At 72.1% G+C, this 20,284-nt stretch carries 18 protein-coding genes and 1 riboswitch; of the genes, 10 read left to right on the forward strand and 8 right to left on the reverse strand.

Annotated elements, in window-relative coordinates; genetic code table 11:
• Window positions 1-242 precede the first annotated feature (242 nt).
• From ABTY15_RS06025 to ABTY15_RS06035, 3 genes are read right to left on the reverse strand one after another with little or no spacing between them, the layout of a single operon-like run.
• Window positions 243-1,319 (reverse strand): threonine aldolase family protein, encoded by a 1,077-nt coding sequence (locus ABTY15_RS06025; RefSeq protein ID WP_350577187.1) that lies wholly within the window; start codon window positions 1,317-1,319, stop codon window positions 243-245.
• Complete coding sequence (locus tag ABTY15_RS06030) at window positions 1,316-2,074, reverse strand: SDR family NAD(P)-dependent oxidoreductase (RefSeq protein WP_350576750.1); 759 nt, start codon at window positions 2,072-2,074, stop codon at window positions 1,316-1,318. Before ABTY15_RS06030 ends, ABTY15_RS06025 begins: the two co-directional genes overlap by 4 nt.
• Window positions 2,071-3,471, reverse strand: coding sequence for a DUF6421 family protein (locus tag ABTY15_RS06035; protein ID WP_350576753.1), 1,401 nt, complete (start codon window positions 3,469-3,471; stop codon window positions 2,071-2,073). Before ABTY15_RS06035 ends, ABTY15_RS06030 begins: the two co-directional genes overlap by 4 nt.
• 461 nt (window positions 3,472-3,932) lie before the next feature.
• Between ABTY15_RS06035 and ABTY15_RS06040 the strand changes: the two genes are divergently transcribed.
• From ABTY15_RS06040 to ABTY15_RS06060, 5 genes are all read left to right on the forward strand, one after another.
• Window positions 3,933-4,874 (forward strand): ABC transporter substrate-binding protein, encoded by a 942-nt coding sequence (locus ABTY15_RS06040; protein WP_350576756.1) that lies wholly within the window; start codon window positions 3,933-3,935, stop codon window positions 4,872-4,874.
• Between the two features lie 71 nt (window positions 4,875-4,945).
• Window positions 4,946-5,845 carry an amino acid ABC transporter permease gene (locus ABTY15_RS06045; RefSeq protein ID WP_350576759.1) on the forward strand — a complete coding sequence of 300 codons (900 nt, stop codon included), beginning with the start codon at window positions 4,946-4,948 and terminating at the stop codon, window positions 5,843-5,845.
• A gap of 5 nt (window positions 5,846-5,850) precedes the next feature.
• Window positions 5,851-6,636 (forward strand): amino acid ABC transporter ATP-binding protein, encoded by a 786-nt coding sequence (locus ABTY15_RS06050; RefSeq protein ID WP_350577190.1) that lies wholly within the window; start codon window positions 5,851-5,853, stop codon window positions 6,634-6,636.
• 148 nt (window positions 6,637-6,784) lie between these two features.
• The gene (locus ABTY15_RS06055) at window positions 6,785-7,351 is read left to right on the forward strand and encodes a DUF5134 domain-containing protein (protein WP_350576762.1); all 567 of its coding nucleotides are present in this window, start codon (window positions 6,785-6,787) and stop codon (window positions 7,349-7,351) included.
• A 201-nt stretch (window positions 7,352-7,552) separates the two neighbouring features.
• Entirely contained in the window at window positions 7,553-8,500 is a 948-nt protein-coding gene (locus ABTY15_RS06060; protein ID WP_350576765.1) for a M56 family metallopeptidase, read from the forward strand.
• Between the two features lie 45 nt (window positions 8,501-8,545).
• On the opposite strand, the gene ABTY15_RS06065 is transcribed toward ABTY15_RS06060, so the two are convergent.
• Complete coding sequence (locus tag ABTY15_RS06065) at window positions 8,546-8,974, reverse strand: MarR family winged helix-turn-helix transcriptional regulator (protein ID WP_350576766.1); 429 nt, start codon at window positions 8,972-8,974, stop codon at window positions 8,546-8,548.
• Window positions 8,975-9,061: 87 nt separating this feature from the next.
• On the opposite strand from ABTY15_RS06065, the gene ABTY15_RS06070 reads away from it, so the two are divergent.
• The gene (locus ABTY15_RS06070; RefSeq protein ID WP_350576769.1) at window positions 9,062-10,576 is read left to right on the forward strand and encodes an MFS transporter; all 1,515 of its coding nucleotides are present in this window, start codon (window positions 9,062-9,064) and stop codon (window positions 10,574-10,576) included.
• Between the two features lie 246 nt (window positions 10,577-10,822).
• Complete coding sequence (locus ABTY15_RS06075; protein WP_350576772.1) at window positions 10,823-11,428, forward strand: TetR/AcrR family transcriptional regulator; 606 nt, start codon at window positions 10,823-10,825, stop codon at window positions 11,426-11,428.
• Window positions 11,429-11,526: 98 nt separating this feature from the next.
• Here ABTY15_RS06075 and ABTY15_RS06080 read toward each other — a convergent pair whose 3' ends face one another.
• Entirely contained in the window at window positions 11,527-12,393 is an 867-nt protein-coding gene (locus ABTY15_RS06080; protein WP_350576775.1) for a Sco1979 family transcriptional regulator, read from the reverse strand.
• A 417-nt stretch (window positions 12,394-12,810) separates the two neighbouring features.
• On the opposite strand from ABTY15_RS06080, the gene ABTY15_RS06085 reads away from it, so the two are divergent.
• Window positions 12,811-13,392: an ATP-binding protein gene (locus ABTY15_RS06085; protein WP_350576778.1), complete on the forward strand. Its 582-nt coding sequence runs from the start codon at window positions 12,811-12,813 to the stop codon at window positions 13,390-13,392.
• Window positions 13,393-13,597: 205 nt separating this feature from the next.
• Here ABTY15_RS06085 and ABTY15_RS06090 read toward each other — a convergent pair whose 3' ends face one another.
• Complete coding sequence (locus ABTY15_RS06090) at window positions 13,598-13,861, reverse strand: DUF397 domain-containing protein (RefSeq protein WP_350576781.1); 264 nt, start codon at window positions 13,859-13,861, stop codon at window positions 13,598-13,600.
• 559 nt (window positions 13,862-14,420) lie between these two features.
• Here ABTY15_RS06090 and ABTY15_RS06095 point away from each other — a divergent pair.
• Together ABTY15_RS06095 and ABTY15_RS06100 are read left to right on the forward strand one after the other, a co-directional pair.
• Entirely contained in the window at window positions 14,421-15,404 is a 984-nt protein-coding gene (locus ABTY15_RS06095) for a sirohydrochlorin chelatase family protein (protein ID WP_350576783.1), read from the forward strand.
• A gap of 433 nt (window positions 15,405-15,837) precedes the next feature.
• A riboswitch (cyclic di-AMP (ydaO/yuaA leader) is annotated at window positions 15,838-16,000 on the forward strand.
• Between the two features lie 7 nt (window positions 16,001-16,007).
• Window positions 16,008-17,276 carry a transglycosylase family protein gene (locus tag ABTY15_RS06100; RefSeq protein ID WP_502893435.1) on the forward strand — a complete coding sequence of 423 codons (1,269 nt, stop codon included), beginning with the start codon at window positions 16,008-16,010 and terminating at the stop codon, window positions 17,274-17,276.
• A 218-nt stretch (window positions 17,277-17,494) separates the two neighbouring features.
• On the opposite strand, the gene ABTY15_RS06105 is transcribed toward ABTY15_RS06100, so the two are convergent.
• Together ABTY15_RS06105 and ABTY15_RS06110 are read right to left on the reverse strand one after the other, a co-directional pair.
• On the reverse strand, window positions 17,495-18,514 hold the full coding sequence (locus ABTY15_RS06105; RefSeq protein ID WP_350576789.1) for a LacI family DNA-binding transcriptional regulator: 1,020 nt from the start codon (window positions 18,512-18,514) through the stop codon (window positions 17,495-17,497).
• A gap of 25 nt (window positions 18,515-18,539) precedes the next feature.
• A complete protein-coding gene (locus tag ABTY15_RS06110; RefSeq protein ID WP_350576794.1) occupies window positions 18,540-20,258 on the reverse strand; it encodes a glycoside hydrolase family 13 protein in 1,719 nt (572 codons plus the stop codon).
• Between the last annotated feature and the right edge of the window lie 26 nt (window positions 20,259-20,284).

Consider the following 20,284-nt stretch of genomic DNA (forward strand, 5'->3'; position numbering starts at 1 on the left):
GGAACGGACACTTCCTTCGGACCGCCTTCCAGCGGGCCCTCCGGGCGCTTCGTTCTTTCGTGTTTCCAGCTTATCAGATGTTTTCCGCTCCGTTTTCCGGAGTTTCATTCATCGGATTTGCTTTCCGTTTCCCGCCACCGCTCTCTCGCGGCGACTCCGGAACTGTACGGGGCCGGGCCCGCCACATGCAAATCGTCCCGCCCTGCTGTCGCAGGACGGGACGATCCGCTGTTCGGGCACCGTCAGGCGCGGCCCATCTCCTCGGCGATGGCCGCCGCGAAGGCGTCGATGTCGGCCTCCGTGGTGTCGAAGGAACACATCCAGCGCACCTCGCCGGTGTGCTCGTTCCAGAAGTAGAAGCGGTAGCGCTTCTGCAGCCGCTCGCTCACCTCGCGCGGGAGGATCGCGAACACCGCGTTGGCCTGGACCGGGCGGACGACCTCGACGCCGTCGATCCCGCGGACCGCGGCCTCCAGCCGGCTGGCCATCGCGTTGGCGTGGCCGGCGTTGCGCAGGTAGAGGTCACCGGAGAGCAGGGCCTCGAACTGCACCGAGAGGAAGCGCATCTTCGAGGCGAGCTGCATCGAGGTCTTGCGCAGGTACTTGATGTTGCGGACCCGCTCGGGGTTGAGCACGACCACGCACTCGCCGAACAGCAGGCCGTTCTTCGTCCCGCCGAAGGACAGCACGTCGACGCCCACGTCCGTGGTGAAGGCGCGCAGCGGCAGGCCGAGCGAGGCGGCGGCGTTGGCCAGCCGGGAGCCGTCGACGTGGACGAGCATGCCGAGCTGGTGGGCGTGCTCGACGATCGCGCGGATCTCGTCGGCGGTGTAGAGGGTGCCGAGCTCGGTGCTCTGGGTGATGGAGACCGCGAGCGGCTGCGCGCGGTGCTCGTCACCGAAGCCCCAGGCCTGCTGGTCGAGGAGCTCGGGGGTGAGCTTGCCGTCCGGGGTGGGGACGGTGAGCAGCTTGATCCCGCCCATCTTCTCCGGGGCGCCGCCCTCGTCCACGTTGATGTGGGCGCTCTCGGCGGCGACCACGGCGCCCCAGCGCGGGAGCAGCGCCTGGAGGGCGACCACGTTGGCACCGGTGCCGTTGAAGACGGGGTAGGCCTCCGCCTTCTCGCCGAAGTGGCGGCGGAAGACGTCCTGAAGGTGGGCCGTGTAGTCGTCCTCGCCGTAGGCGACCTGGTGGCCGTCGTTGGCGAGCGCTATCGCGGCGAGGACCTCGGGGTGCACGCCGGCGTAGTTGTCGCTGGCGAAGCCGCGGACGGCGGGGTCGTGCCGCCGTACCGCGTCCGTACGGGTGGGGTCGGTCATCGGGCTGTCAGCCACAGGTGCTGTCCGTTCAGTTCTGCTGCGGGGCGGTCCCAGAGGCCCGCCAGGTGTCCGGCGAGGTCGGCCGTGTCGGTGAAGCCGGCGAACTTCGCGTCCGGCTTCTCCGCCCGCATCTCGGGGCTGACCAGTGCCTTGATGACCAGGATCGCAGCCGCGGCGGTGGGCTCGCCGTCCGGGGAGGTGGTCTCCTTCCTGAAGGAGTCCGCCATGGCGAGGGTCCACGCCTCGGTGGCGGCCTTGGCGGCCGCGTAGGCGGCGCCGCCCGCGGTGGGCTTGTGGGCGGCCGCGGCGGAGATCATCGCGTAGCGACCGGCGGGGCTGCGCACCAGGGCGGGCTGGAAGGCCAGCGAGGTGTGCTGGAGGGTGCGCACGACGGTGTCGTGCAGGAAGTCCCAGTCGTCGATCCGGGTGTCGAAGAAGGTCTTGCTGCCGCGCCAGCCGCCGACCAGGTGGAACAGGCCGTCGACGTGGCCGTGCTCGGCCTCCAGGTGGTCGGCCCAGTCGTGGACCTCCTGCGGGTCGAGCAGGTCGATGACCTGGCCGCTCACCTTCGCTCCGCGCACGGCGATGCGGGTGGCGTCCAGCGCGGCATCCAGGCGCTGGGCGTCGATGTCGGCGCCGATCACGGTGGCGCCGTCGGCGGTGAGGCGGCGCAGCACGGCCTGGCCGGCCGGGCCACTGGCACCGGCGACCGCGATGACCTTGCCGTCGAGCGGTCCGTTGGGGGCGGTGGTCACGCGGCTACTCCCTTGATGCCGTTACCGGTGATGCCGGTGGTGGAGGCGATGACGCCGCTCAGCTTCTTGCTGAGGGCCTCGTAGAACATGCTCAGCGGGAACTCGTCCGGGAGCACGGCGTCGCACAGGGCCTTGTTGAGGGCCTTGCCGTCGGTGATGTCGAGCGGCAGCGCCTCGGAGCCCTTGGCCCAGGTGGAGGCCGGGTGCGGGGTGAGGTAGCGGGAGACCAGCTCGTAGGCGGCGATCCAGTGGGCCGGCTTCGGGCGGTCGATGCCGTCGCGGTACAGGGTCTCGATCTCGCCGCAGAGCGCGTTGGTGACCTGCTGGGCGCGGTCCCAGTCGATGCTGAGGCGGTTGTCGCGCCAGCGCAGCGCGTCGTGCTTGTGCAGGTAGGCGAAGAGCAGCTGGCCGCCCATGCCGTCGTAGTTGCGCACGCGGTCGCCGCTGACCGGGAAGCGGAACAGGCGGTCGAAGAGGATCGCGTACTGGACGTCGCGGGCGTGCTTGTTGCCCTCGCCCTCCAGCTTCACCGCCTCCTTGAAGGTGGTGAGGTCGCAGCGGAGCTCCTCCAGGCCGTACATCCAGAACGGGCTGCGCTGCTTGATCATGAAGGGGTCGAACGGCAGGTCGCCGTGGCTGTGGGTGCGGTCGTGGACCAGGTCCCACAGGACGAAGGTCTCCTGGGCGCGGTGCTGGTCCTGGAGCAGGCCCTCGGCGTCGGCCGGGATCTCCAGGCCGAGCTGCTGGACGGCGCTGGTGGAGACGGCGCGGAAGCGGGCGGCCTCGCGGTCGCAGAAGATGCCGCCCCAGGTGAAACGTTCCGGCGCCTTGCGCACGGCGACCGTCTCGGGGAAGAGCACGGCGGAGTTGGTGTCGTAGCCGGCCGTGAAGTCGGTGAAGGTGATCGGCACGAACATCGGGTTGTCGAAGCGGGTGCGCTCCAGGTCGGCCAGCCAGTCCGGCCAGACGACCTTCAGCAGGACAGCTTCGAGGTTGCGGTCCGGGTTGCCGTTCTGGGTGTACATCGGGAACACGACCAGGTGCTCCAGACCGTCCTCGCGCTGGTCGGCGGGCTGGAAGGCCAGCAGCGAGTCGAGGAAGTCGGGCTCCCGGTAGCCGGTGTCGGCCCACTTGGCCAGGTCGGCGTCGACGGCGGCCAGGTACGCGGCGTCGTGCGGGAAGAGCGGGGCGAGCTCCTCGACGGCGCTGCGGACGGCGGCGACCAGCGGGTCGACCGCGTGCCGCTGCACGGCGGCCAGGTCGATCGAGCCGTCCTTGGACTGCAGCGGGCGCAGCGTCTCGACGGCCTCCTTCAGGCGCAGCCAGGCCGGGTGGCCGGCGAGGGTCGAGGCGGGAGCTTCGGCCGCCGCAGCGAGCCTTGGCGAAAGATTCTGCATCGTGGACTCACTTCGACAGGAGTTATTTCGACGAGGACACCATAAGTACGAAAGGTTCTCCTGTTCAAGGGGGCCCCGGCCGCCAAAGCTCCCGCAGCGGGGGGTGGCGGCCGGATGTCCGGCATGTGGACGGGTGTCTGGATGTTCTGGACAGGCGCGCCGTCGGGATGCGAACCTCCCGCCATGTTCCCGGCGGTGATCACCGTGGCCGAGTGCCACATCGGCCTGTTCCGGGTGCCCTCTCGTTGTCACGACTGCTGTCGCGCGCCCGGCCTCTGCTGCCGCTGTCGCTGATCCGGCTCCGAGGGCACCGCGGACGCGGGCCCGTACGCCGACCATGCCGTGTGTGTTCCGGCGCCGCCACCGGGGGGAAGTGACCCGCCGAGACACGGCCGGCCCGGCCCCGGCCAGCACCGCCGCCTCCATTGTCCCGCTCGGTCCCCGTTTCCTGGAGTCCCGCCATGACCTCCGCTTCCTCGTCGCCCTTCTCACCCTCCGCGCGTTCCTCTCGCTCCTCGGCGCTGCGGCCCGCCTCCCGGGCGCTCGCCGCGCTGGTGGTCGCCGCCGCCGCGCTGAGCGCGTGCGCGCCGCAGGACGCCAAGTCCGACGGGGCCACCGCCTCGGGGGCCCCGGGCACGGCCGGTGGCGCGGCGGCCTGCGCGCCGGGGGCGCTGGCGACCCGGACGGCCGGAACGCTGACCGTCGGCACCGACAAGCCGGCGTACGACCCCTGGTTCACCGAGGACAAGCCGGAGAACGGCAAGGGCTTCGAGTCGGCCGTGGCCTACGCGGTGGCGGAGAAGCTGGGCTACCCCAAGGAGAAGGTCACCTGGGTCGTCGCGCCGTTCGGCAAGGCCACCGCGCCCGGGGCCAAGGACTTCGACTTCGACATCAACCAGGTCTCGATCAGCGACGAGCGCAAGCAGGCGGTGGACTTCTCCCCCGGCTACTACGACGTGCGGCAGGCCGTCATCGCGCTGAAGAACTCCAAGGCGGCGAACGCCAGGAGCATCGCCGACCTGAAGGGCGCCAAGCTGGGTGCACAGGTCGGCACCACGAGCCTGGACACCATCACCAACACCATCAAGCCGAGCAGCCAGCCGGCCGTGTTCGACTCCAACGACCTCGCGAAGGCGGCGCTCAAGAACGGCCAGGTCGAGGCGCTCGTGGTGGACCTGCCGACCGCGTTCTACATCACCGGGGCCGAGGTGCCGGAGGCCCAGGTGGTGGGCCAGTTCGAGGGCGGCTCGAAGAGCGAGCAGTTCGGCCTGGTGCTGGACAAGGGCTCCCGGCTGACCGGCTGCGTGTCGCAGGCGGTGGACCCGCTGCGCTCCGACGGGACGCTGGCGAAGCTGGAGAAGCAGTGGCTCTCCGACGCCGTCTCGGCGCCGGTGCTGAAGTGAGCGCGGACGGGGTGACCCGGGCTGCGGCGGACGGGGAAGCGGCGGACGGGGGACACCGCGGGAGCGACTCGGTGGACGGCGGCAGTACGGCGCCCGGGCCCGCCGGGTCCGCGCCGGCCGACGACGGCTACCGCCCGTCCGAACGGCGCCTGGCGCACGAGGCGTACCGGCGCGCCCGAGCCCGCCGCTCGGCCCTGATCGCCACCGCCTCGACCCTGGTGACGGTGGTCGCGCTCTACCTCCTCGTCGTCAACTCCCCCGGCTGGGAGGTGACCCGGCGGACCTTCTTCAACGCCGACTACGCCCGCCAGGCCCTGCCCGAGGTGCTGAAGGGGCTGCGGCTCAACCTGGAGCTGATGGCCGGCTGCGGCGCGCTGATCCTGGTGTTCGGCCTGCTGCTGGCGGTGCTGCGGACGCTGCGCGGGCCGGTGTTCCTGCCGGTGCGGCTGCTGGCGACCGCGTACGTGGACTTCTTCCTCGGGCTGCCGCTGATCGTCTGCCTGCTGGTGATGATCACCGGGGTGCCGGCGCTGCGGCTGACCGGGGTGACCACCGATCCGCTGCTGCTCGGCGGCGCGGCGCTGGTGCTGACGTACTCGGCGTACGTGTCGGAGGCGTTCCGCTCCGGCATCGAGTCGGTGCACCCGAGCCAGCGCGCGGCCGCCCGGTCGCTGGGGCTGACCACGGCCCAGACGATGCGGTACGTGGTGCTGCCGCAGGGGGTCCGGCGGGTGCTGCCGCCGCTGCTGAACCTCCTGGTCAGCCTCCAGAAGGACACCGGCCTGGTGTCGATCGGCGGGGCGATCGACGCGGTGTACGCGGCGAAGATCATCGCCTCGCGCTCGTTCAACTTCACGCCGTACCTGGTGGCGGGGCTGGTGTTCATCGTGCTGACCGTCCCGCTCACCCGGTTCGCCGACTGGCTGACCGGGCGGATGAACCGGCGCCAGTTCCAGGGAGGTGTGGTGTGACCGGGGTGACCGACGCGGCGGACGTGACCGGGAAGGCCGGGGCCGACGTGCTCCGGCTGGAGTCGGTGCGCAAGACCTTCGGCGGCCAGGTGGTGCTGCGGGACGTGGACCTCACCGTGCCGGAGCACTCGGTGACGGCGCTGATCGGGGCCTCCGGCTCCGGCAAGTCCACGCTGATGCGGTGCGTCAACCTGCTGGAGCGGATCGACGACGGCGCGGTCTTCCTGGACGGCGAGGAGATCACCGACCCGCGGGTGGACGAGGACGCGGTCCGGCGTCGGATCGGGGTGGTGTTCCAGTCGTACAACCTGTTCCCGCACATGACGGTGCTGGAGAACATCACCCTGGCCCCGCGCCGGGTGCACCGGCGCGGACGGGCCGAGGCGGAGGCGAGGGCGCTGGAGCTGCTCGACCGGCTCGGGCTGGCGGCCAAGGCGAAGGAGTACCCGGACCGGCTCTCCGGCGGGCAGCAGCAGCGCGTCGCCATCGTGCGGGCGCTGGCCACCGGGCCGCGGCTGCTGCTGCTCGACGAGATCACCGCGGCGCTCGACCCGGTGCTCGTCGGGGAGGTGCTGGCGGTGGTGCGGGACCTCAAGGAACAGGGGATGACGATGGTGATCTCCACCCACGAGATGGGGTTCGCGCGCGAGGTCGCCGACCAGGTCTGCTTCCTCGACGGCGGGGTGGTGCTCGAACAGGGGCCGCCGGAGCAGGTCTTCGGGGAGCCGCGGGAGGAGCGGACCCGACGCTTCCTCAACCGGGTGGTCGCCTCGGGGCGGCTGTCGGGCTGAGGCGCCGTCGGACCGTCGGGGCGTGAGCCTGGTGCCCGCACCCCGACGGGCACCACCGTGCGCCCCTGTACGCGCCCTGGCCGGGCGCGGAGGTCAGCCGTGATCGTGGACGGGACGGACGACCGTCGCGGAGCACGGGAGGCCGCCGTTGCACGGACCCACCCTGGTCAGCTGGCTCCTGGCCCTCCTCACCGCCACCGCCGGGGCGCACTGCCTGACCCGGCTGCGCCACTCCCCCTGCGCCACCGGCGGCCCCCAGCCCGGCCCGGCGCACCCGCTGCTCGCCCGCGAGGCGGACGCCGCCGAGGCGCTGATGGGGCTCGGCATGGCGGCGATGGCCGTGTCCGGGGCCGCCGTCCCGGCCGCCGTCTGGGCCTGGGTGTTCGGCCTGCCGGCGGCCGGCTTCCTGCTCGCCGCCGTCGCCGGCCCGGCCCGCCGGGCGCACCGGCTGCACCACGCCGTCGGCGGCCTCGCCATGACGTACACCGCGCTCGCGATGACCGCCTCCCCCGGGCAGCACCACCACGCCGCGGGCGCCGGCACCCCCCTGTTGACGGGCGCGCTGCTGCTCTACTTCGGCGGGTACTCGCTCTGGACCGGCACCCGCCTCCTGCACACCCCCGCCGGGGCGGCGTCGGCGGGCACCGCCGGGTTGCCGAGGGCCTGCCGGCTCACCACGGGCATCGGGATGTTCGCCATGCTGCTGACGATGTGAGACGCGGGAGCGCAGGGGCACGAGGGCACGGGGCCGCACCGGAGGAGGGCCCTGCGGCCCGGGCCCATCGGCCCCAAGGGCCGGACGGGTGCGTGGCATTGGTCACTGGCCGGCCGAAAGCCGTTCCACCGGGCGTCGACAGCGCATAGGTTGGCGGGGAGCGCGTTGTCGCGTTCCGTGCGTACTCGGGGAGCCCATGCGATGACTGCCCTGATCGGCCTGTTGCTGCTCGGACTGCTGCTCTCGACCGTCGCGCCCCGGCTGCTGGCCCGGGCCCGCTGGGTGGAGCGCGAACCGGTGCTGGCGCTGCTGGCGTGGCAGTGCCTCGTGGTGGCCGTGCTGTTGTGCTGCACGCTGGGCCTGCTGCTGGCCGCCTCCGCCGCCCTGCCCGAGCTGCGCGCCCTGGTGTTCACGGGTGCCCCGCACGGCGTGGAGGCCGCGTACGGGTTGCAGGACGCGGAGGGCTGGGGCCGGCTGTGCGCCGCGGTGCTGGCGGCGGGCGGGCTGCGGACGGTGCTGGCGCTCACCCGCGAGGTCCGGTCGGCGAAGGCGGCGCGCGACCGCCGGCACGCCCAACTCGCGAGCCGCGCCCCGGAGTTGCCCGAGGCCATCGCGGCCGCCCGGAGCCGCCGGGAGCGGCTGGTGGTGCTGGAGAACGTCCGCCCCGAGGCCTGGTCGCTGCCCGGCCCGGACTCCCGCCTGGTGGTCACCACGGGCGCCCTCCAGCAGCTGACCGCCCGGGAGTTGGCGGCCGTGCTGAGCCACGAGCGCGGGCACGTCCGGGCCCGGCACCACTGGCTCCAGCAGTGCGCGCAGGCGCTCGCCTCGGGCTTCCCGGGGGTCGGCGTCTTCAGCGCCTTCCGGGCCCAGGTGGAGGAGCTGATCGAACTGGCGGCAGACGACCGGGCCGCACGCCGGCACGGCCGGCACACCACCGCCCTCGCGCTGGCCGAACTCAACCTGGACCGTGGGGTGTTCGGCTCCTGCCCGCCGGGGCTCGCGCAGTCCCCGCGGCGGGTGGACCGGCTGCTCGCGGGCCTTCCGCGGCTGTCCGTGCCGCACCGGCTGCGGCTCACCGCGGCGGCGCTCGCCGCGCCCGCCGCCGCCGTCCTGCTGGCCGCCGCCCCGGGGCTGTCCACCCTGCTCTAGCCGGCCGGCCCCGACAACGTGTCGACCTGACGAACCGTCAGATGCTCAGGCGTCCCGGCAGTCCGGCCCGAGCGGGGCGCCGAGGGTCAGTTCGAGCACCTCCCGGTGCAGCGGCCTGGCCTGCTCGTAGCGGTCCCGGCCCGCCTCGGTCAGGGTGAGCACGATGCCGCGCCGGTCCTGCTCACACATCGCCCGGGTGACCAGACCGGCCTTCTCCAGGCGGGCGATCAGCCGGGACAGCGCGCTCTGGCTCAGGTGGACGGTGTGGGCGAGCTCGCTGACCCGCAGGGCCTGCACCCCGCCGGCCCGGCACCCCTCGACGAGGCGTTCCAGCACCTCGAACTCGCTCATGCCCAGGCCGTACTTCTCGCCCAACTCGCGGTCCAGCATGCAGGACGCGGCGGCATGCCGGGCCAGCAGCTCGCGCCACTGGGTCACCAGACCGGCCTCCGCCGGGGAGTCGAGTTCAGCCACGCCGCCACCCTAGCACATGCGCGGTAAATTATTGTGTTTACATCTTATTCACTTGCATTGAATGCACGCGCATGTACTCTCCTGCTCATGACCACCGCGACCGTCACGTCTCCCGACGCCCCGTCAACCAGCGGGCAGCGCTGGACTCCCCGCCTCTGGGGCACGCTGATCGTGCTCTGCGCCGCCATGTTCCTGGACGCGCTGGACGTCTCCATGGTCGGCGTCGCCCTGCCGTCCATCGGCTCCGAACTGAACCTGTCCACCTCCGCCCTCCAGTGGGTGGTCTCCGGCTACGTCCTCGGCTACGGCGGACTGCTGCTGCTCGGCGGCCGCGCCGCCGACCTGCTCGGCCGCCGCCGGGTGTTCCTGATCGCCCTCACCGCCTTCGCCGGCGCCTCGCTGATCGGCGGCCTGGTCGACGACGGCGGACTGCTGATCGCGGCCCGCTTCCTCAAGGGCGTCAGCGCCGCCTTCACCGCCCCGGCCGGCCTGTCGATCATCACCACCACCTTCGCCGAGGGCCCGGCCCGCAACCGCGCGCTGTCGATCTACACCACCTGCGCCGCCAGCGGCTTCTCCCTCGGCCTGGTGCTCAGCGGCCTGCTCACCGAGGTCGGTTGGCGCTGGACCTTCCTGATGCCCGTCCCGGTCGCCCTGCTCGCCCTGCTCTTCGCGGTCCGACTGCTCCCCCGCCCGGTCGAGGAGCGCAGCAAGGGCGGCTACGACGTGCTCGGCGCGGTCACCGGCACCACGGCCGTGCTGCTGCTGGTGTTCACCGTGACCGAGGCGCAGGGCGCCGGCTGGCTGAGTGCCCGCACCCTCGGCTCGCTGGCCGTGGTCGCCGTGCTGACCGCCGCGTTCCTGGTGATCGAGAGCCGCGCCGCCCACCCGCTGGTCCGGCTCGGCATCTTCCGCAACGGCTCGGTCGCCCGGGCCAACGTGACCGCCTTCGCGATGGCCGGCGCGTACGGCGGCTTCCAGTTCGTCGTCACCCTCTACCTCCAGCACCTGCTCGGCTGGTCGGCGCTGCAGATGGCCCTCGGACTGCTGCCGGCGGGCGCCTTCATCGCGCTGTCGGCGCCGTTCATGGGCCCGATCGTCGACCGCTTCGGCACCGCCCGGCTGCTGCCGATCGGCGTGCTGGCGCTGGTCGTCGGGTTCGCACTGTTCCTGCGCCTGGACGAGCACAGCTCGTACGTGTCACTGGTGCTGCCCTCGATGCTGCTGCTCGGGGTGGGCTTCGCGCTCGCCTTCCCCTCGGTGAACATCGCCGCCACCGACGGCGTCGCCGACGAGGAGCAGGGCCTGGCCTCCGGACTGGTCAACACGGCGATCCAGGTCGGCACCGCCGTCGTCCTCGCCGGGGCGACCGCGCTGATCACCGCCGGGAGTGCGGGCGGCGACGGTCCGCAGGCGCAGCTGGACGGCTACCGGCCGGCGCTCCTGTTCGTCGCGGCGGTCGCCCTGGTCGGCTTCCTGGTCGCCGCGACGGGCACCCTGGCGGACCGGCGGAAGCGGTCAACTCAGGCCATCGTGACGGATTATGATGACTCGTCAGTCGGAACCGCAGCGGTTCGGACCGAGGCCCTGGCCAAGCGCTGACCACCGGCCCGCGCCGACCACGTCGACCCACGCCCGCGACCGACCCCTCGTGCCGGGCAATGGTGCCGGCTCCACCAAACCCCCGTGTTGGTGGAGCCGGCCGTCTTCGTGGCGGCCGCCCGAGTGGTGACCACCGGTGCACGGTTCCACGGTGCGGCTGCCGGCTCGGCCAGTATATTGGCCCGGAGCCAACGAACGTTCGGAGCAGACACGATGGCACCTCGCGGGGATTCGGTCAATGAGGAGATGCGGCAACGCTCCCGCCGCCGCATCATGCGGGCCACCGTCGAGCTGGTTGACCAGCACGGATACGCGGGCACCACGCTGACCGACATCGCCGAACGGGCCGGACTCGCCCGTGGGTTGCTCTCCTACTACTTCGACGGCAAACGACTGCTGATGCAGTCCGCGACCCACCGGATGATGCACCAGGCGCTGTCCACCGCACTCGCCGAACTGGCCCCGGACGCCTCGCCCGAGGCCCGCCTGGCCCGCGCGATAGACGCCGTGCTCGGGCTCGCCCTGGACCACCCCCGGGTGATGCGCTCGCACCTGGCACTGATCCTCGACCCGGACACCGGCGCCTTCGTCCAGGACCCGGAGCAGCGGCAACTCGGCGCGATCCTGCAAGGCCTGCTGCATGACTGGGGGGCGCCGGACCCGGTCGCCGAACACGCGGTGCTGCGCAGCGCGTTGATGGGCGGCTGCATCGGTGTGCTGCTGCCGGGTGCCGAACTCCCGCTGGCACCGATCCGGGCGGACCTGTTCCGCCGCTACGACCTGGCCTGGGAACTGGGCCGCCCGCCGCAGCCGTCGCCGCCGGAACGCGAACGGCCGCCGGCCCGCGACTGACGGCGGGTGGGCGGCGGCGACGCTCTGCGCGGGGAGCGGCTCTGCGGGAAGTGGCTCTGCGGGAAGTGGCTAAGCGGGGAGGCTCAGCGGGGAGCGGCTCAGCGCTCCTTCAGGATCGAGGCGAGCAGGTCTATGGTGCGCTCCGGCGTGAGGCTGTCGACACAGAGCCGCTCCATGACCTGGATGTACGCGTCGACGTCGTCCCGCTTGTCGAGGTACAGCGCGCTGGTGAGCTGCTCCAGGTAGACCACGTCCGCGAGGTCCTGCTCGGGGAAGCGCAGGATCGTGAACGCCCCGGACTCCCCGGCGTGCGCGCCGAACCGGAACGGCATGACCTGGATCACCACGTTGGCCTGCTCGGCGACGTCGATCAGGTACTGCACCTGACCGCGCATCACCTTCGGCCCGCCGACCGGACGCCGCAGCGCGGCCTCGTCGATGACCGCCCACAGGCGCGGGTTGGTGCCCTCGGTCAGCAGCTTCTGGCGGCGCAGGCGGAGGCTGACCCGCCGCTCGACCTCCTCCTCGCTGATGACCGGACGAGACTGGCCGAAAACCGCCCGCGCGTACTCCTCGGACTGCAGCAGTCCGGGGATGAACTGCACCTCGTAGGTGCGGATCAGCTGGGCGGCCTCCTCCAGACCGACGTAGGTCTGGAACCAGCCCGGCAGCACGTCGTTGAAGCTGTGCCACCAGCCGGACTTGTTGGCCTCGCGGACCAGGCCGAGCAGGGCCTCCCGCTCCAGGCCGTCGTCCACTCCGTACAGGCTGAGCAGGTCGGCGACGTCACGCTCCTTGAAGGAGACGCGGCCGAGCTCCATGCGGCTGATCTTGGACTCGGAGGCACGGATCGCGTAGCCCGCGTCCTCGCGGGTGATGCCGCGCGCCTCACGCAGGCGACGCAACTGCGAGCCGAGGAGGATCCGGCGGACCATCGAGCCGCCGCCCGGCTGAACTGTGGTCATGCGGTCGAAACCTCCACCTAGGGCAAACAGCGCACAGTCTGCCATCAGTTGAGCGCTCACGGTGCCGATACTGACGGATGTTCCTATCAGTTCCACACTCCACACACCAGGATGCACGTGCATTCGGCGCTTGCATATGCCAATAGTGCGACTGCACGTGAATCGACTCTTGCATCTGCAGTGAGCGCACACCACCATGGTGCACGTGCACCTGCACATCCCTGGCAATCCCGCGGGCTCCGCGTCGACCCCACGCGCGACTCCGTGCACCGACCCGGCAGCGCCCCCGCGCCACCGGGCGTTCGTGTGCGCGCGCGCCTGGTCGAGGGGGCGGCCGAGCGGCCGAGCGAGTCGGAGGTGACCGGCATGACCCCGGCGGGTCCAGCCGTGTCCGCCCCCTTATGGGAGGAGCTCTTCATGAGCACCGGTACGGCTTTGGCGGTTGACCCCCATGTGGTCACCTGTACGCTCGCTCCCCGCTTCGAAGCTGTCAGAACCGCGCGTGACTTCGCCAGAACCGCCCTGCAACGCTGGGGCCTGATGGAGCTGTTCGACGACGTCGCGCTGGTGGCCTCGGAACTGGTGACCAACGCGCTGCGGCATGCGATCGGCGCACGGCCCGGCCCGTCGGGCGGCGCCCTGGGCGAGTACGACTTTCCCACACAGCCGACCGCGGACGGCCGGCTGCCGATCCGAATAAGCCTGGTGCACCGCTCCCCCCAGGTGGTCTGCGCGGTGAGCGACCCGAGCAGCATCGGGCCGGTCGCCCGGGAGGCGGACTTCGTCGCCGAATCCGGTCGTGGGCTGCACCTGGTGGAGTCGTTCAGCCGTTCCTGGGGCTGGCACCCGCTGGGCGGCGGCAAGGTGGTCTGGGCACTGTTCGAGGCGGAGTCGGAGCACGAACCGGACGACCCCGGGCTCAACATCAACGTCCCGGGCATCAACGTCCCCGCACTCGGCAGTTCCGAACTCGGTGGACGGCACCGGCGTTCGGCCTAGCGCCGGGAGGCGCGCGGCCGGCGCGGGCAGGCCCCGGGAGGACCACACCCCGGGCGCCGCGGCACCACCACTCCCCCGGCAGGGTTCCGCCGCCGGACCTGCCGCAGGACGCCCCACAGGGTCCACCACAGGACCCGGAAAAGACAAAGGCCGTCGTGGTGTCAGCACCCACGACGGCCCCCCGATGGCGAAGCGCGGCGGCCGGTCAGACCGCCAGGTGGTCGAACTCCCCGTCCTTGGCCCCCAGCAGCAGGGCGGCGATCTCGGCGCGGGTGTAGATGAGGGCCGGACCGTCCGGGAAGCGCGAGTTGCGCATCGCCACGTCGCCCCCCGGCAGCGCGGCGAACTCGACGCAGTTCCCCTGGGAGTTGCTGTGCAGGCTCTTCTGCCAGACCACCCCCTTGAGGTCGGCGGCGGCCATCCCGTTGTACGTCTCGTACGAGCCGTGCGTGTCCTGCGAGTCGTGCATAGAAATCTCCCGAAGAGCTCCGGAGTGGTCGTCCAGCGCGGCGCCCCCGGCACCCGCCGAACGAGCGGACCGGCCCCGTACCGGCCCGGCACAACGCCTCACTTGACGCGATGATAGCCGCAGTGCACGTGCATCAGCACGGGACATTGCAGGTGCACAAGCCCTTTCACCGGCGGTCCTGAACTCTTCACGGACCCTTCTCCTGACGGTACGTAAACGGACATAGCCGAGTGAATCGCCGGGCGTCCGATAACCGGCCGTGAGCGGCTGTCCGCTGAATGTTGATCTTCGAACGCCGGGAGTCGACCGTTCGTGACGCTCCGTCAGAGCGATGCGGGGCTGTGAGACATCTCACGCGCCACGGCTGCAACGCGAGGCCCCGCAGATCGCGTCAGTACCCCTACCGGCAGCCGCGCGAGGGGCGAGTCGGATATGTCCGAATCGCAGGCAAATCGCCGGAAAGCGGATGGCCGGCGCACGGCGCGCGCACGGCCAGCACGCGAAACCCGTACGACAGCCGACTGCAGGCCTGACGGGCCGATGTCCTACGATCTCCGGCATGAGCACCGCAGCCATCCCGGGCGCGCCACTGCCCGTCCGCACTCCAGGCTCCCGTGCGCGGGGGCGCCACCGTCGTCCCGAGCGCCCCGAGATCCCCGCCGGCTCCCCGGCCCTGGTGCTCGCCGTGCCCGCGACCGCCGGGCCCGAGTCCCGCCCGGTCGTCGAGGAACTGCTGTCGATCGTCCGCAGCGAGCAGCACGGCGTGCAGACCGCGATCGGCTACCTGCCGGGCGACGCCGCCGAGGGCGAGCAGGGCGAGGACCGCACCGTCGGCGAGCTGCTGGCCATGGCCGCCGAGGCCGGCCTGCCCACCCCGGTCCTGGTACCGCTGGTGCCGGGCCCGCACGGCTTCCTGACCGAACTTCACGCCCTCGCCGCCGAGTACGGCGCCCACGTCACCGACGTGCTGGGCCCGCACCCGCTGCTGGCCGAGGCCGTCCACGTCCGGCTGTCCGAGGCCGGGCTGGCCCGGGCCGACCGGGCCCGGCTGTTCGCCATCGCGACCGCCGCCGACGGCGTGGTGCTGACCACCGTGGGCGGCGAGGACGCCGCCGCGGCGGCCGGCATCACCGGCGTGCTGCTGGCAGCCCGACTGGCCGTCCCGGTCGTCGCCGCCGCGCTGGACGTGCCCGGCTCGGTCGCCGCGGCCGTCAACCACCTCAAGGAGACCGGCTCCCTGCGCCCGGCGCTGGCCCCGCTGGTGATCGGCCCGGAGGCCGACGCCGAGCTGCTCGCCACGGCCGCCGAGGAGACCGGCTGCCCGTCGGCCGCGCCGCTGGGTGCGTACCCGACCGTCGGCCAGCTGATCGCCTCCACCTACCTGGCCGCGCTGCCGGCTCCGGCGCCCGAGGCGGAGGACGACGTCGAGGCCCACGCCGGTGCCCACGGCGCCCACGCCGCCGGCCGCGCCGAGGCGGGCCCGGAGGGCCGGGAGGGGGCCCTGGAGGCCGCTCAGGCCGCCGGGGAGACCGTCGGCGAGTAGCCGGGGCGCAGACGCCCACCAGAGGGCCCGGAACGCTCGCGTTCCGGGCCCTCTCGTCTTGCCCCGTACGGGAGTTAAGCGACCAATGGGCGTGATGTCCGTTCTGTCGCTGTTTGTTCATTCCTGCACGGCGCACTCCCCCGCGGTGAATTCACACCCGCGCCCCCCGTCGGCCGGACACGCCCCTGCGCGACCCGACGCACCGCCACCTCACCCCTGAGGGAACGACAGTTGTGCGTACTCAGATGGTTGTTGCCGAAAAACGGTCATTTCCGATCATGATGGACGGCAGTTCCAGCACTTCCCACTGAGCCGTGACGAGCATCACAGGTGTTTGCAGTTTGAACTTAAGTCTGCTTAACGTGCTCCCCGTTCGTGACCACACGGACCCAGTTCATCCGCAACGCCGAGTCCTGCCGTCGGATGCCCTGGCAGCGCGAAAACGCACCACGGCAGGAGCGGGGGACCCACAGGTAAGTCGCCCCGGACCGATCCCCGGAACGGTCCAGGGCTAGGGGTGAAGCCGCGCCCACAGCGCGGCCGGGCAACTCCAGCCCGAATCCGACAGCTCACCTCGCAGGCGTGGGAGAGGACCGCGTCTTCATGCTGCCCACCAACGGCACCCGCCTGTCCAGCCGCACCCGCCGCGTGATCGCCGCCATCGGCGTCGCGGGCGTCGGCCTCACCATCCCCTGCCTCACCACCGGCACCGCCTCCGCCGCCTCCGTGGCCACCTGGGACAAGGTCGCCCAGTGCGAGAGCAGCGGCAACTGGGCCATCAACACCGGCAACGGCTTCTACGGCGGCCTGCAGTTCACTTCCAGCACCTGGGCCGCCTTCGGCGGCACCGCCTACGCCGCGCGCGCCGACCTGGCCACCAAGGACCAGCAGATCGCCGTCGCCGAGAAGGTCCTCGCCTCCCAGGGCCCGGGCGCCTGGCCCGTCTGCTCCATCCAGGCCGGCCTGACCAAGGGCGGCGCCCCGGCCGTCGTCGACACCACCGCCGGTGCGACCACCGCCAAGCCCGCCGCCCCGGCGGCGAAGCCGGCCGCCCCGGTCGCCCCGGCGCAGACCCCGGCCCCGGCCGCGAAGCCAGCCGCCCCGGCCCAGGACTCGGCCACCTCCGCCGACTCCGCCAAGAGCACCTGGACCCAGCAGCACCAGGGCCAGGACGCCAACGACGACTACACCGTCGTGGCCGGCGACTGGCTGTCCTCGATCGCCGACAAGCACAACGTCCAGGGCGGCTGGGAGCGGCTGTACGAGCTCAACCGCAGCACCCTGACCGAGGGCCCGAACACCATCTACCCGGGCCAGCACCTGCACTTCGGTGACCACGGCCAGGCCTGGGCCGGCCAGTCCGGCACCTCGACCAAGTCCGGCGACTTCAACTGGTTCGACCGCTCGCAGAAGTCCGGCCAGGACAGCAACGGCGGTGCCGTGAACGCCAAGCCGGCCGCGCAGACCCAGGCCGCCAAGCCGGCCGCCCAGGCCCCGGCCCAGGCCGCCACCGGCAGCATGGCCGCCGCGGTGTCCTTCGCCGAGTCGAAGGTCGGCCAGGCCTACGTCTACGGCGGCACCGGCAACGGCGGCTGGGACTGCTCCGGCCTGACCCAGGCCGCGCTGCGCGCCGCGGGCGTCAGCATCCCGCGCGTCGCCGCCGACCAGGCCGCCGCCAGCACCCACGTCTCGCTGGACAAGCTGCAGCCGGGCGACCTCCTGTTCTGGTCCAACAACGGCCAGGACTCGGGCGTCTACCACGTCGCGATCTACGTCGGCGGCGGCAAGTACGTCGAGGCCGCCAACCCCAGCGTCGGCGTCCGCGAGCAGACCATCGCCAACTGGGCGCCGGACTTCGCCGGCCGGGTCTGAGCCCCGCCGACGGGTCTCCGTCACCGGGCGACGGGTGACGAGTAACAGATAACAGACGACAGCGAACAGATAACAGATTTCAACATCTGTTATCTGTTCGCTGTTCGTCGTTCGCTGCTCGTCGTTCGCTGCTCGTCGTGCGCCGCGGCTGAGCGCGCACACGGAACGGGCCCCGGAGAGCAACCGCTCTCCGGGGCCCGTCCCCGTTCTGCCCGTCCTCAGCGCGCGACGGCCCCCGTGGAGCCGCGCATGACCAGCTCCGGCTGGAACATGAACTCCCCGCGCTGGGCGGCGTTCCCGCCGACCTCCTCCAGCAGCGCGTCCACCGCCGCCGTGGCCATCGCCTCGACCGGCTGGCGGATGGTGGTCAACGGCGGCTCGGTGAAGGCGATCAGCGGCGAGTCGTCGAAGCCGACCACCGACACGTCCTGCGGCACCGACAGCCCGCGCTGCCGGACCGCCCGGATCGCCCCGAGCGCCATCAGGTCGCTGCCGCAGACGATCGCCGTGCAGCCCTTGTCCAGCAGCGCACCGGCCGCCGCGTGCCCGCCCTCCACGCTGAACAGCGTGTGGTGGACCAGGTTCCCGGCCTCCTCCGCGCTGTACCCGAGCACCTCGCGCATCGCCGCCGTGAAGCCCTCGATCTTGCGCAGCACCGGGACGTACCGCTTCTGCCCGACGGCCAACCCGATCCGCTCGTGGCCGAGTTCGGCCAGGTGCTGGACGGCCATCCACATCGCGGCCCGGTCGTCCGGCGAGATGAACGGCGCGGCGATCCGCTCGCTGAAGCCGTTGATCAGCACGAACGGCACCCCGCGCCCGGCCAGCCGGGCGTAGCGGTCGTGGTCGGCGGTGGAGTCGGCGTGCAGCCCGGAGACGAAGACGATGCCCGCCACGCCCCGGTCGACCAGCATCTCCACCAGTTCGTCCTCGGTGGAGCCGCCGGGCGTCTGGGTGCACAGCACCGGCGTGTACCCGTGCCGGCTGAGCGCCTGCTCGATGACCTGCGCCAGCGCCGGGAAGATCGGGTTGCTCAACTCCGGCGTGATCAGCCCGATCAGGCCGGCGCTGCGCTGGCGCAGCCGGGTCGGCCGCTCGTATCCGAGCACGTCGAGCGCGGCCAGCACGGTCTGCCGGGTGGCGGCGGAGACGTTCGCCTTGCCGTTGAGTACGCGGGAGACGGTGGCTTCGCTGACCCCCGCCTGCGCCGCGATGTCTGAGAGTCGCGCCGTAGTCACGGTCCCAGAGCCTATTGCAACCACGTCAGACCGCCCACCAGCTGGTGCTGTCCGGTGCGAGCACCGTCTCGTCCCCGTCCACCACGGGTTCCGCCGAGGAGAGCAGCAACCTCCCGGGCGCGGGTATCCGCACCGGCTCGCCGCCCGCGTTGACGGTGCAGACGAAGGCGCCGCGGCGGAACAGCAGGGTGCCCTCCGGGCCGTCCAGCCACTCGACGCCGGTGCCGGCGCCGAGCTCGGGCCGCGCCCGGCGCACGGCCAGCGCGCTGCGGTACAGCTCCAGGGTGGAGTCCGGGTCGCCGGTCTGCGCCTCGACGCTCAGTGCGGCCCACTCGGCCGGCTGCGGCAGCCAGGACGGCCCGCTCGGGACCGGCCCGAAGCCGTACGGGGCCTGGTCGCCCGACCACGGGATCGGCACCCGGCAGCCGTCGCGGTAGCCGTCCTGTCCGGCCTGGCGGAAGAAGGACGGGTCCTGGCGGACCTCGTCCGGCAGGTCGACGACGTCGGGCAGGCCGAGCTCCTCGCCCTGGTAGACGTACGCGGAGCCGGGCAGCGCGAGCATCAGCAGGGTCGCGGCCCGCGCCCGGCGCAGCCCGAGCTCGCGGTCGCCGGCGGTGCGGATCTGGGTGCCCAGGCCCGGCGGGTTGGCGAAGCGGGTGGCGTGCCGGGTGACGTCGTGGTTGGAGAGCACCCAGGTGGTGGGGGCGTCGACCGGCCGCATCGAGTCGAGCGAGACGTCGATGACCTCGCGCAGCGCGGCGGCGTCCCAGTCGGTGCCCAGGTACTGGAAGTTGAAGGCCTGGTGCAGCTCGTCGGGCCGCACGTAGTTGGCGGTGCGCTGGACGGTCGGGGTCCAGGCCTCGGCGACGCCGATCCGCTGGCCCGGGTACTCGTCGAGGATCTTGCGCCAGCTGCGGTAGATCGCGTGCACGCCGTCCTGGTCGAAGAACGGCATGACGTCGTTGCCGAGCAGCTTGAGCTGGTCGGAGCCGCCGATGTCGGGCAGGCCGGGGGCCTTGACCAGGCCGTGGGCGACGTCGATGCGGAAGCCGTCCACGCCCATGTCGAGCCAGAACCGCAGGATCGAGCGGAACTCGTCGGCGACGGCCGGGTTCTCCCAGTTGAAGTCGGGCTGCTCGGGGGCGAACAGGTGCAGGTACCAGTCGCCCGGGGTGCCGTCCGGGTTCTCGGTGCGGGTCCAGGCCGGGCCGCCGAAGATGGACTCCCAGTCGTTGGGCGGCAGTTCGCCGTTCTCGCCCTTGCCGGGCCGGAAGTGGTAGCGGTCGCGCAGCGGGGACGCAGGACCCTCGCGCAGGGCTCGCTGGAACCACTCGTGCTGGTCCGAGGAGTGGTTGGGGACGAGGTCGACGATGATCCGCAGGCCCAGCTCGTGGGCGTCGCGGATGAGGCCGTCGGCGTCCAGCAGGGTGCCGAACATCGGGTCCACGGCGCGGTAGTCGGCGACGTCGTAGCCGGCGTCGGCCTGCGGCGAGGCGTAGAACGGGGAGAGCCAGACGGCGTCCACGCCGAGGTCGCGCAGGTACGGCAGGCGGCTGCGGATGCCGGGCAGGTCGCCCATGCCGTCGCCGTTGGAGTCGGCGAAGCTGCGCGGGTACACCTGGTAGATGACCGCGTCCCGCCACCAGTCTCTGGACGCGCCGCCAGTCGCGGTAGCCGGTACGGCCGCCTCGTGAGCGGTGTCGTCGGCGACGGGCCGGGGGGTGTCGGCCAGGTTCTGGGTCATGGACGGTATCCCTTGGGGACTAGAGG

The organism is Kitasatospora sp. NPDC097643 (assembly GCF_040302625.1).
Classification (GTDB): domain Bacteria; phylum Actinomycetota; class Actinomycetes; order Streptomycetales; family Streptomycetaceae; genus Kitasatospora.